The sequence below is a fragment of the Reyranella massiliensis 521 genome, from assembly GCF_000312425.1.
GTDB classification, from domain to species: domain Bacteria; phylum Pseudomonadota; class Alphaproteobacteria; order Reyranellales; family Reyranellaceae; genus Reyranella; species Reyranella massiliensis.
In genome coordinates this window covers 3,769,534-3,781,750 of sequence record NZ_HE997181.1, presented here as the reverse complement: position 1 = coordinate 3,781,750, position 12,217 = coordinate 3,769,534, and the positions used below count along the sequence as shown (strand labels likewise).

Genomic DNA, 12,217 nt, shown 5'->3' with positions numbered 1-12,217 from the left:
TATCACGCCCGCGCGCGCCAGGGGTGAAAGAGCAACGGACCGGCGATCAGGCTGCCGAAGGCGATCATGCCGACGGCGATTGCCGTGAACACGCCGTGCAGGCCCCAGTCGAGACTTTCGATCATGAACCAGCCGCCGACCGTGGCGATGCAGAGGCGGGCGATGCCGGCGAAGAACGGCGCCGTCATGCGGCCTGCCCCCTGGCTCGCGAAGGAGAGCGTCATGCCGATCCCGAACAGGCAGTAGAACGGCGCCACATGCGTAATGTAGGCGACGGTAGCCGCGATCACCTGCGGGTCGCTGGTGAACAGCCTCGCCCAGCCTTCGGGCACGATCGCCACGATCCAGCCGAAGAGGCCGATGCCGAGGCCCGCGACCAGGCTGCCGGTCCAGGCGGCCCGCACCGCCCGCCGCCAGTCGTTGGCGCCCGCTGCCACGCCGACCAGAGTGGTGAGGCCCGAGCCGATGCCGAAGGCCAGCGGTACCAGCATGAACTCCAGGCGCACCCCGATGCCGTACCCTGCCAGGGCGGCCACGCCGAAGCGGCCGACCAGTCCTGTCACCAGCATGGCCGTGAGGTTGGCCGTGAAGGCGGAGAAGGACGCGATCAGGCCGACCCGCAGGATGTCCCAGAAGAGACGGCCCTGGAGGGAGAGGCCGCCGAGTGCCGGCACGAAGCCCAGCCTGCCGCCCCACAGCGCGCGCGCCTGCAGTAGAGCGGAGATGGCGGATGTCGCCAGCGAGGAGATCGCCGGCCCTGCCATGCCGAAGCCCGGCCAGTCGCCGATGCCCAGCGCCAGCACATAGGAGAGCGGCACCTGAGCGATGGAGGAGAAGAGCATGTAGCGGCCGGGCGTTGCGGCATCGCCGCCACCGCGCAGCAACGCCGACAGGAAGAAGTTCGCCCAGATGAAGAGGGAGCCGGAGAAGAGGACGTGCGAGTAAGTCAGCGCTTGCTCAAGCGACCGGCCTTCGCCGCCCAGCAGACGATAGAGCGTCGGCGCCACGGTCCAGGCGAGCAAGGTGAAGAGGAGGGCGAGCCCTGTCCCCAGCGCCAGAGCATGCAGCACCAGCGAGCGCGCATCGTCGCGCCGGCCCGCGCCCATGGCACGCGCCATGGCGGCAGCCACACCGCCGCCCATGCCGCCCGCCGCCATCATGGTCATCATCATCATGAGCGGGAAAACGAGGGCGAAGCCCGCCAGCGCGTCCGTGCCCAGCCGGCCGAAGATGAAGGTCTCGGCGATGGCGACGAAAGTCTGCGCGATCATGACGGCGGTAGTCGGTGCCGAGAGTTTCCAAAGGCTGGAGCCGATCGGTGCGGTCAGGAGAGGATGCGACAGGGGAGGCTCCGCATTATGTGCATATGCACCATATCAGCCCGCGCCCTCCTGTCACCTGACAAACCCTGCTGATCCCATTAGCTTTTCGCCATGACAGACAAGGACCGCCCGCTCGCCAAGCCCTCCGTCCAGGTCGAGAACGACCGCGTGATCGTCACGGAATGGCGCTTTCCGCCCGGCAGCCACACCGGCTGGCACCGCCACAATCACGACTATGTCGTGGTCCCGATAACGACCGGCGAACTGCACATCTTCGACGGCAAGGCGACCGTGCCGGCGCCGCTGCGGGCCGGGGTATCCTATTCCCGGCAGACCGGGGTCGAGCACGACGTCATCAACCCCAACGATTTCGAGTTCGTTTTCGTGGAAATCGAGGTCAAGGCCTGACCGTCCCGCGCGGCTGCCCCGCGCCTGGTCGCATTGACTTGGGGCCTCCCCGGGCTCATATGAGGTCCGCCCAGCGGTCCGGCACGAACTCGAGCCCTTTTGAGACCGCCCCCAGAGTCCAGCGGAAAATGGACTAAGTTACGGAAACTAAATGAGTTTTGAGAGTTTGGGGCTGAGTGCCCCGGTGCTGCAGGCAGTGTCTGAGAAGGGCTATACCCAGCCCACCCCGATCCAGGAAAAAGCCATCCCCATCGTCCTGATGGGTCGTGACATCCTCGGATGCGCCCAGACAGGCACAGGCAAGACTGCCTCCTTTGTCCTCCCGATGATCGACATCCTCGCCGAGGGCCGCGCCAAGTCGCGCATGCCGCGATCGCTCATCCTGGAGCCGACGCGTGAACTGGCCGCCCAGGTGGCCGAAAACTTCGAAATCTACGGCAAGAACCACAAGCTCAACATGGCGCTGCTGATCGGCGGCGTGAGCTTCGAGGACCAGGAACGGGCCCTCGAACGGGGTGTCGACGTGCTGATTGCCACGCCGGGCCGCCTGCTCGACCACTTCGAGCGTGGCAAGGTTCTGCTGAACGACGTCAAGGTGCTGGTGATCGACGAGGCCGATCGCATGCTCGACATGGGTTTCATCCCCGACGTCGAGCGCATCGTCGGCCTGCTCTCGCCGATGCGTCAGACCCTGTTCTTCTCGGCGACCATGCCGCCGGAGATCAAGCGTCTGGCCGACCGCTTCCTCAGCAATCCGAAGGAAGTGACCGTCTCGGCGCCGGCGTCGACCGGCAAGAACATCGTGCAGGGCTTGGTCGTCGTGCCCGAAGAAGACAAGCGCGAGGCGCTGCGTCGACTGATCAAGGATCAGGACATCAAGAACGCCATCGTCTTCTGCAATCGCAAGCGCGACGTGGCGATTCTTCAAGGGTCGCTCAAGAAGCACGGCTTCAACGCCGGTGCGCTGCATGGCGACATGAGCCAGCCGGCGCGCATGGAGACGCTGGAGAAGTTCAAGCAGGGCGAGATCCAGATCCTGGTCGCGTCCGATGTCGCAGCGCGCGGTCTCGACATCGTTGCCATGAGCCACGTGTTCAACTTCGACGTGCCGTTTTCGCCGGAAGACTACGTTCACCGGATCGGCCGCACGGGCCGCGCCGGAAACACGGGCCATTCCTTCACCTTGGCGTCGCCCGCCGAAGGCAGCCTGGTCGAGGCCATCGAGAAGCTGATCGGCGCCGAGATCCCGCGCGTCGAAGTACCGGGCATGGAAGCCGTTGCGTTCGATCCGTCCGAGGGCCGTGGCCGTCGGGGCCGCGGACGTGGGCGGGCTCCCGGCGGTGGCCGTAGTGGCCGCAGCGGCGAGCGTGCTCCGCGTGCGCCCCGCGTCGAGCGCGAACCGAAGCCCGCCGAGGCCGAAGTGCAGGCAGAGCGTGCGCCGCGTCCGGAGCGTACACCGCGCCCGGAGCGTTCGGAGCGTCCCCATCGTGAACCTCGCCAGGAGCCGCGGCAGGAGGCTCGTCATGAGCCCCGGCATGAAGCGCGCGAGCCCCGCGAACCTCGCAGCGAGGGCCGTGCTCCCCGCGAGCGCCGGCCGGAGCGCCGCGATCGTCCGCACCGCAACGATCGTCACGATCGTGACGAGGCCGTGCCGATGGGTCTTGGCGATCACGTCCCGGCTTTCCTCGCCCGCCCGACGCGCTAAAGTGTGCGCCGCTGGAGCGGAGGCACATGCAGACCATTTTCGTCATGGTGAAGTGCGAACTCGGTAAGGCTTACGAGGTCGCCGACGACGCGGTTAACATCGAACAGGTATCGGAGGTCTATTCGACCTCCGGCCAGTACGATCTTCTGATGAAGTGCTATCTCGACGAGAAGACCGATATCGGTCACTTCGTCACCAGCCACATCCAGACGCTGCGCGGCGTGAAGGACACTTTCACCCTCATCACCTTCAAGGCCTTTTCCTGAGTACGGCCGTCCCGCGACGGCATCTCCCGAGGGGCGAGGATTTCCTGCTCCTCCCGCCGTCGATCCAGCCCTACGCCTATCGCATGGTCGACAGCCTGTTCGCCCATCGCGTGATCCGCCGCGGCGACCATCCGCGCGAGCTGCCGCGCGGCGAGGAGATCGCGCCGGTCTATCGGGCCGAGGGCAGCGACCACGATCTCGGCTCCTTTATGGATCGCAACAGGATCGTGGGCGTTCTGGTGATCCGCGACGGCAGGATCGTTCTGGAGCGCTATGGACTCGGCCTCGGCGAGCACGATCGCTGGTCGACCATGTCGACGGTGAAGTCGATGACGGCCATGCTGGTGGGCGCCGCAATCCATGACGGCGCCATTGGTTCGATCGACGACCCACTGACGCATTACCTGCCGTCGCTCGCCGGCTCCGCCTACGAAGGCGTGACCCTGCGCCACGTCATGACCATGTCGTCCGGCGTGCGCTGGACGGAGGTCTATTCCGACCGGAACTCCGACGTGAACCGCTACAGCAAGTCGCTGGCCGACAAGGTGCCGGGCGGCGTGTTGAAGCTGATGGCGTCGCTGCCGCGCGCCAATCCGCCGGGCAGTACCTTTCTCTACAATTCCGGCGACACCTATCTGCTGGGCGCTGCCCTGACGAAGGCCGTGGGCAGGCCGCTGGCCGACTACATGTCCGAGAAAGTCTGGCAGCCGGCCGGCATGGAGTGCGATGCCTTCTACACGGTGGAAAGCGAGGGCGGTCAGGAGATCGGCGGCAGCCGCGCCGGCATGGTCCTGCGCGACTTCGGCCGCTTCGGGCAGTTCGTTCTGGACGACGGCGTGATCGCGGGCCGGCGCGTGCTGACCGAAGGCTGGGTCGACGCTGCCGCAACGCCAGCCTTCGCCGTTCCGGCGCCACCGGTGCAGGACATCACACACTACGGCTACAGCTGGTGGCTGGGCGACGGCGTGATGGCAGCACTCGGACACGCCGGCCAGCGCATCGACATTTTCCGCAAGGAGCGGCTGGTCGTCGTCACGCTCGCCGCCTTCCCGCAACCGCCCTACGTGCCTGCGACCGACCACGATCGCCGCAACGAGGTGGTCGCCTTCACGAACGCCGTCAGACGTCTCGGAGGCGAGTCCTGAGCAAGGACGGCGGCCGCGCGGTCCTCGCCCTCTGGGTCGATATCGATCCAGAGGACGATGCCCTTTTCGAGAACTGGCACAGCCGCGAGCATGTGCAGGAGCGGGTGGGGTGTCCCGGCTGGCTGCGTGGCAGCCGCTTCAAGGCCGTGACGCAAGCTGGCCGCTACCTCCTGTTCTACGATGCCGAGACGGCGGATGCCTTCGAGAGCGGGGTCTACTATGCCCGACTGCGTTCACCGACCGAGATGAGCCGCGCGATCTTCCCGAAGTTCCGCAATACCTGGCGCACCGTCTGTACGGTCCAGCGTCGGTTGGGCGACGGGATTGCCGCCGCCGTACTGACCTTGCGCCTCGGGGCCAACGATCCCGTGCCGTTCGAGGCGCTGGCGGCCCTCGATCCTGCCCGTCTCGACCTGCTGCAGGGACAGAAATCAGTCGGCCAAGCGCATACCACGGAGAAGGATCTGCGGCCTGCACCGGACCGGCAGATCGAACGGGCCATCGTCGCGTTTTTCTGGTCGGTCGAAGATGCAGATTTCTGGTCGGTCGAAGATGCAGAAAAGGCGCGTGCTGCGCACGCGCCTTCCGCTGAAGTCTTTGCCCTTCGCCACACCGTGTCGAAGAGCGATCTTGGTCCGTGAGCGCGGCTAGTTGATCAGCCCGTAGAACTTGCCGGCATTGGTGCAGGTGATCATCTTGACCTGCTCCTCCGGCACTTCGGCGAACTGCTCTTTGATGTACTTCTCCGAGTGCGGCCACACGCCGTCGCCGTGGGGGTAATCGGAGCCCCACATCAGGCTCTCCGCGCCCATGTCGTCGATCAGCTTCGCGCCGATACGGTCGAACTGGAAGGTGGCCTTGCACTGGCGACGCCAGTAGTCGCTGGGCTTCATCTTCAGTCCGAGGTCGGTGAAGCGGTCCTCCCATTCGAAGTCCATGCGGTCGAGCGCATAGGGAATCCAGCCGCAGCCGCTTTCGCCGAAGGCGATGCGGACATGGGGGTAACGCTCCAGAACGTTGGCCGCGATGATGGCAGCCAGGATGTTCACCAGATTCATCTGAAAGCCGGAGACGACGGTGAAGAACACCGAGCGTCCGACACGGCCGGGGTGCTTGCTGATCGTGTCGGGCGGCACGGCGGGGAAAGTGTGGAAGTGCAGCGGCAACTGCACGTCGTTGACGGCCTTCCACAACGGCTCCCACATCGGATGCCACATCGGCTCCATGTCCCAGGAGCAGGAGAGCTCCAGCCCGCGCAGTCCCATCTTGGCGGCGCGATGGACTTCCTTCACGGCGGCGTCGATGTCGCCATAGGGCAGGCAGGCGAGGCCGATATGCCGGTCGGGATAGTGGCTGCAGAAGTCCTTCAGCCAGTCGTTGTAGATGCGCAGCATCTCGTTCGACGCATCCTTGTCGTTCAGGCGGCTCGATGCGCCGAGGATGCCGTAGATCACTTCGGCGTCGACGCCGTCGCGATCGAGATCCTTGATGCGCAGGTGCGGATCGGACACGCGGCGAATGTCCTTGGCGCCGTCGGCGTAGAGGCCGGTCTCGGCCATGATGTCGACGCGATGATGCTTGCCGGGCACGTACTTGGCGCCCGCCGGGCCGACGCCGTTCTTGAAGCCGAAGGTCGCGCCGTTTTTGGCCGTCCACTTCGGGCCGTCGTCGGTCTCCACGACGTACGGCATGCGATCCTTCATGTCGCGCGGCGCCATTGACGTGAAAAGGTCGGGCGGCATCCAGGGCAGGTCGAGGTGGCAATCGGCCGATATGCGCTTGTACTGCATGGCGTTGACTCCCTTTGGGCTTCCTTGGGCTTTGCTGATCGAATTATGCGCCACCTAATTTGCTGGGCAACGGTCGATCGTTTCGCGTATCGGCAGTTATCGGATGGCGGGATTGCCGATGCGGTAGAGGACATGAGGGCGGAGCGCGTCGCCCTCCGGCACTGTCGAGTCCTCGAAATCGTCTGCCGGCGATCGCCTCATGCCGAGCTTTTCCATCAATCGGCGCGACGGTTCGTTGATGGTCGAGGTGTAGGCGATCACTTCCTTGGCACCCAGAGCCGCCCAGGCATGGGCAAGGCAGGCAGATGCCGCTTCGAAGGCATAACCGCGCCGCCAGTTGGCGCGACCGAGGATCCAGCCGATTTCCATGTCCGGCGAACCCGGCACTTCGGGGCCGGGCCTGGAGAGGCCGAGGCCGCCGATCAGGCAACCATCGTCGCGCCGCTCGACGGCAACGAAGCCGAACCCATGCCGGTCGAGATGCTCGTTGCAGCGGTCGATCAGCTCGTCCGATTGGGCGCGGGACAGGATCGACGGGAAGTAATAGCGCCGGACCTCGGCATCGGCATTGATTGCCGCGAAGGCCGCCCGATCGCGATCTTCCCAGGGGCGCAGCAGCAGTTGCGAAGTTTCCAGGCGCATTCAGATACAGCAGGCTTGTTGAAAATCGCGGAACAGTCTAGCCCTGACAGGCAAGGAGTGCTGGATGACTGCGGATACGGCCACTCGTCTCGAAGGGGATTTCGACTACATCGTCGTCGGCGCCGGCTCAGCCGGCTGCGTGATGGCGAACCGGCTTTCGGCCAATTCGAACTCGCGCGTTCTGCTGCTGGAAGCCGGCGGCAAGGACAACTGGATCTGGTTCCACATCCCGGTAGGCTATCTCTACGCGATGGGCAATCCGCGAGCTGACTGGTTGTTCCAGACGGAGAAGGAGCCGGGGCTCAACGGCCGCGCGCTCAACTATCCGCGTGGCAAGGTGATCGGTGGCTGTTCGGCGATCAACGGCATGATCTCCATGCGTGGCCAGGCACAGGACTACGACCACTGGCGGCAGCTTGGCCTCACCGGCTGGGGCTGGGACGATGTTGCGCCGATTTTCAAGCGGCTCGATGGGCATTTTCTCGGCGACACCGAACATCATGGCGGCAGCGGCGAATGGCGCGTCGAACAGATGCGCGTGAAGTGGGACGTGCTGGATGCCGTCACCAAGGCAGCGACGGAAATGGGCGTGCCGACGACGCAGGACTTCAACACCGGCGACAACGAAGGCGTCGGTTACTTCCACGTCAATCAGAAGCGCGGGCTGCGCATGTCGGTCGCGACCGCCTTCCTGAAGCCTGTGCTCAGTCGTCCGAACCTGCGGCTGGAAACAGGCGTGCTGGTCGAGAGGATCGTCTTCGAGGGCAAACGCGCCGTCGGCGTGCAGTTCCGCCAGAACGGAAAGCTCGTCGAGGCGCGCGCCAGGGGCGAGGTCGTGCTTTCGGCGGGCGCCATCGGCTCGCCGCAGATCCTGCAGCTCTCGGGCGTTGGCGCGCCCGACTGGCTGACGGCGCTGGGCCTGCCGACGCTGCACGAAAGGCCCGGTGTCGGCCGCAACCTTCAGGACCATCTGCAGCAGCGCGCCATCTTCAAAGTGACGGGCGTCAAGACGCTGAACGGGACCTATCATTCGCTGATCGGCCGGGCCCTCATGGGCATGGAGTATGCATTGTTCCGTTCGGGCCCGCTCACGATGGCGCCCTCCCAACTCGGCATCTTCACGAAATCTTCGCCCGATCACGAACGTGCCAACATCGAGTTCCATGTGCAGCCGCTGTCGCTCGACAAGTTCGGTGAGCCGCTCCATCGCTTTCCCGCGATCACCGTCAGCGCCTGCAACCTGCGGCCGACATCGCGCGGCACGGTGCGCCTGCGTTCGGGCGATCCGGCAGCCAAGCCGGTTATCGCGCCGAACTATCTGTCGACGCCGGAGGATCGGCGCGTGGCCGCCGATGCGATCCGCGTCACGCGCCGCCTCATGAAGCAACCGGCGATGCAGGCCTACCGGCCCGAAGAGTATCTGCCGGGGGCGAGCGTCGGTGACGACGAGGCCTCGCTTGCCAAGGCGGCCGGCGACATCGGCACTACGATCTTCCATCCTGTCGGAACGGCGAAGATGGGCTTGCCTTCTGATCCGATGACGGTAGTGGATAACAGGTTGCGGGTCATCGGCCTCGAAAGACTGCGGGTGGTCGATGCATCGGTGATGCCGACGATCACCTCAGGCAACACCAACACACCAACGATCATGATCGCCGATAAGGCGGCGCAAATGATGATTGAGGAAGGACGTTAGACTATGCGTAAACGGATACTCGGACTGTTCACGGCACTGGCGCTTTCGACGCCGGTCGTCGCCCCAGTGACGGCGATTGCCCAACAGCCCAAGACCCTCCGGGCGGTCATGCATTCGGATCTCAAGATCCTGGACCCGATCTGGACGACAGCGTTCATCGTGCGCAACCACGGTTACATGGTTTACGACACGCTGTTTGCGCTGGATGGGAACCTCAAGATCCAGCCGCAGATGGTCGATACTTGGAAGATGAGCGACGACAAGCTCACCTGGACCTTCACTCTGCGCGATGGGCTAGAGTTCCACGACGGCCAGCCGGTCACGTCCGACGACGTCATCGCTTCGCTGAAGCGCTGGGCTGCCCGCGATTCGCTGGGCCAGATCCTGTGGGCCAAGGTCGCCGAAGCCAAGGCTGTCGATCCCAAGACCTTTCAACTCGTGCTCAAGGCGCCGACCGGCATCGTGCTGCAGGCGCTGGCCAAGCCGTCGGGCAATCCGTTCATCATGCCGAAGCGGGTGGCGGAGACCGACCCCAGCAAGCAAATCGACGACTATACGGGTTCGGGTCCGTTCATCTTCAAGAAGGACGAATGGAAGCCCGGCGACAAGACGGTCTACGTCAAGAATCCCAAATACAAGCCGCGCGCCGAGCCGCCATCGGGCCTCGCTGGCGGCAAGATCGCCAAGGTCGATCGCGTCGAGTGGGTGGCGATGCCCGACCAGCAGACCGCGGTCAACGCGCTGCAGGCCGGTGAGATCGACATCATCGAGCAGCCTCAGCACGACCTCTATCCGATCCTGAAGAGCGACAAGAACATCCGGCTGGTCACCACCAACAAGTGGGGCAACCAGTACATCTACCGCTTCAACCAGCTCCATAAGCCGTTCGACAATCCCAAGAACCGGCAGGCGATGCTCTATGCGTTGAACCAGAAGGACTTTCTCGAAGGCGTGATCGGCGATCCCGACTACTACAAGCTCTGCAAGGCGCTGTTCGTCTGTGGCGGACCCTACGAGACGGCCGCCGGCTTCGAGGACAAGTACGGCAGCGACTTCGCCAAGGCCAAGGAACTCCTGAAGGAGGGCGGCTACGACGGCACGCCGGTCGTGCTGCTGCACTCGACCGATCTCTACGTGCTGACCAACATGGCGCCGATCGCTAAGTCGCTGATGGAGAAGGCCGGCCTCAAGGTCGACATGCAGTCGATGGATTGGCAGACCCTTGTCGCCCGCCGCGCCAAGAAGGACGCTCCGGACAAAGGCGGCTGGAACATCCTGATTACCTCGACCAGCAGCGTCGATTCGCTCGACCCGGTGAACTCGAGCTTCATCAGTACGAGCTGCGACAAGGCATGGTTCGGCTGGCCCTGCGACGAGGAGATCACGCGGCTGCGTCAGGCCTTCGCCGACGAGACCGACGAGGCCAAGCGCAAGGAACTCGTCGAGAAGATCCAGCTCCGCGCCGCCCAAGTGCCGACACACGCCGTGCTCGGCCAGTACACGGGCGCGATGGGAACCCGCAATAATATCAGCGGCAACGTCACTTCGCCGGTGCCGGTGTTCTGGAACGTCGAGAAGAAGTAGAGCCGCTCTTCCGGTAGTGCTTGCCAATACCCGCCTCCCTGGACAACGATGCACGTTGTCTGCAAATGGGGAGGCGGGTGATGCGCAAGCGTGTCCTTAGTTTAGCAGTAGCGTGCGTGATCGGCGTGGCGTCGGGCATTCTCGGGAGTGTTCAGGCGCAAACGACTTTGAGAGTGGTCAAACACTCCGACCTCAAGATCCTCGATCCGATCTGGACGACGGCCTACATCGTCCGCAACCACGGCTACATGATCTACGACACGCTGTTCGCGCTGGACGGCAATCTCGAGGTCAAGCCGCAGATGGTCGACACATGGAAGGTGAGCGACGATAAGCTCACCTGGACCTTCACCCTGCGCGACGGGCTCGAGTTTCACGACGGCACGCCGGTCACCTCGGCCGATGTCATTCCCTCGCTCAAGCGCTGGGCGGTGCGCGATCCGCTGGGCCAGATGCTCTGGGCCAAAGTGGTCGATGCCAAAGCCGTCGACCCCAAGACCTTCCAGATCGTGCTGAAGGCGCCGACCGGCATCATGCTGCAGGCGTTGGGCAAGCCGTCGGGCAATCCGTTCATCATGCCGAAGAAGGTCGCCGAGACCGATCCTGGCAAGCAGATCGACGATACCACCGGCTCCGGCCCCTTCATCTTCAAGAGGGAGGAATGGAAACCCGGCGACAAGACGGTTTACGTCAAGAATCCGAAGTACAAGCCCCGCGCCGAGCCGCCGTCGGGCCTCGCTGGCGGCAAGATCGCCAAAGTCGATCGCGTCGAATGGGTCGCGATGTCAGACCAGCAGACCGTGGTGAATGCTCTGATCAAGGGCGAAATCGACATGATCGAGAGCCCGCAGCACGATCTGTTCAAGGTCATGGAGGCCGATCCCAATATCAAGCTGGAGAACCTGAACAAGTGGGGCAATCAGTACATCTTCCGCTTCAACCAGCTCTTCAAGCCGTTCGACAACGCCAAGATCCGTCAGGCCGTCATCACCGCCTTCAACCAGAAGGACTTTCTCGACGGTGTGATCGGTGATCCCAAGTACTACAAGGTCTGCAAGGCGATGTTCATGTGCGACACGCCCTATGCCACCACCAAGGGCATGGAGGCGATGTACGACAGCAACTTCGTGAAGGCACGCGAGCTGTTGAAGGAAGGCGGCTATGACGGTACGCCGGTGGTTCTGATGCACTCGACGGACCTTTACGTGCTGACGAACCTGGCGCCGGTCGCCAAGTCGCTGATGGAGCGGGCCGGCCTCAAGGTCGACATGCAGTCGATGGATTGGCAGACCCTGGTCAGCCGTCGCGCCCGCAAGGATCCGCCGGACAAGGGCGGCTGGAACGCCTTTCTGACCTCGTCGGCTGCCGTCGACATCGTCGATCCGCTGGCCAACACCTACATCAACGCGGTGGGCGCGAATGCCTGGTTCGGCTGGCCGAAGGATGACGAGCTTCTACGGTTGCGCGCCGCCTTTGCCGACGAGACCGATCCGGCCAAGCAGAAGGAACTGGCCACTGCCATGCAGGTGCGCGTGTCGGAGAATCCGACGCACGGCTATGTCGGCCAATGGTACGCGCCGGTGGCGTTGCGCAAGAATGTGACCGGCAATCTCGTCTCGCCGGTCACGATCTTCTGGAACATCGAAAAGAAGTAACGAG

Annotated in this window: 11 protein-coding genes; 8 read left to right on the top strand and 3 right to left on the bottom strand. The window is 64.1% G+C overall.

Annotated features, from left to right (window positions below; all coding sequences use genetic code 11):
- Nucleotides 1-2: 2 nt before the first annotated feature.
- Nucleotides 3-1,316 (bottom strand): MATE family efflux transporter, encoded by a 1,314-nt coding sequence (locus BN60_RS18390; protein ID WP_281015346.1) that lies wholly within the window; start codon nucleotides 1,314-1,316, stop codon nucleotides 3-5.
- A gap of 117 nt (nucleotides 1,317-1,433) precedes the next feature.
- Here BN60_RS18390 and BN60_RS18385 point away from each other — a divergent pair, with 117 nt between their 5' ends.
- The 5 genes from BN60_RS18385 (at nucleotide 1,434) to BN60_RS18365 (ending at nucleotide 5,487) form a co-directional block, all read left to right on the top strand.
- Complete coding sequence (locus tag BN60_RS18385; protein ID WP_020697589.1) at nucleotides 1,434-1,730, top strand: cupin domain-containing protein; 297 nt, start codon at nucleotides 1,434-1,436, stop codon at nucleotides 1,728-1,730.
- Between the two features lie 151 nt (nucleotides 1,731-1,881).
- Nucleotides 1,882-3,435: a DEAD/DEAH box helicase gene (locus tag BN60_RS18380; protein WP_043284079.1), complete on the top strand. Its 1,554-nt coding sequence runs from the start codon at nucleotides 1,882-1,884 to the stop codon at nucleotides 3,433-3,435.
- A gap of 26 nt (nucleotides 3,436-3,461) precedes the next feature.
- Entirely contained in the window at nucleotides 3,462-3,701 is a 240-nt protein-coding gene (locus BN60_RS18375) for an Lrp/AsnC family transcriptional regulator (RefSeq protein ID WP_020697587.1), read from the top strand.
- An 83-nt stretch (nucleotides 3,702-3,784) separates the two neighbouring features.
- A complete protein-coding gene (locus tag BN60_RS18370; protein WP_020697586.1) occupies nucleotides 3,785-4,846 on the top strand; it encodes a serine hydrolase domain-containing protein in 1,062 nt (353 codons plus the stop codon).
- 104 nt (nucleotides 4,847-4,950) lie between these two features.
- Nucleotides 4,951-5,487 (top strand): hypothetical protein, encoded by a 537-nt coding sequence (locus BN60_RS18365; RefSeq protein ID WP_020697585.1) that lies wholly within the window; start codon nucleotides 4,951-4,953, stop codon nucleotides 5,485-5,487.
- Nucleotides 5,488-5,493: 6 nt separating this feature from the next.
- Here the strand turns inward: BN60_RS18365 and BN60_RS18360 are convergent, their stop codons facing one another.
- Nucleotides 5,494-6,636 (bottom strand): amidohydrolase family protein, encoded by a 1,143-nt coding sequence (locus tag BN60_RS18360; protein WP_020697584.1) that lies wholly within the window; start codon nucleotides 6,634-6,636, stop codon nucleotides 5,494-5,496.
- Nucleotides 6,637-6,732: 96 nt separating this feature from the next.
- Nucleotides 6,733-7,278 (bottom strand): GNAT family N-acetyltransferase, encoded by a 546-nt coding sequence (locus BN60_RS18355; RefSeq protein WP_020697583.1) that lies wholly within the window; start codon nucleotides 7,276-7,278, stop codon nucleotides 6,733-6,735.
- A gap of 64 nt (nucleotides 7,279-7,342) precedes the next feature.
- Between BN60_RS18355 and BN60_RS18350 the strand changes: the two genes are divergently transcribed.
- From BN60_RS18350 to BN60_RS18340, 3 genes are all read left to right on the top strand, one after another.
- Nucleotides 7,343-8,974, top strand: coding sequence for a GMC family oxidoreductase (locus BN60_RS18350; protein ID WP_020697582.1), 1,632 nt, complete (start codon nucleotides 7,343-7,345; stop codon nucleotides 8,972-8,974).
- A gap of 3 nt (nucleotides 8,975-8,977) precedes the next feature.
- The gene (locus BN60_RS18345) at nucleotides 8,978-10,558 is read left to right on the top strand and encodes an ABC transporter substrate-binding protein (RefSeq protein ID WP_020697581.1); all 1,581 of its coding nucleotides are present in this window, start codon (nucleotides 8,978-8,980) and stop codon (nucleotides 10,556-10,558) included.
- Nucleotides 10,559-10,638: 80 nt separating this feature from the next.
- Complete coding sequence (locus BN60_RS18340) at nucleotides 10,639-12,213, top strand: ABC transporter substrate-binding protein (protein WP_043284077.1); 1,575 nt, start codon at nucleotides 10,639-10,641, stop codon at nucleotides 12,211-12,213.
- Nucleotides 12,214-12,217 lie beyond the last annotated feature (4 nt).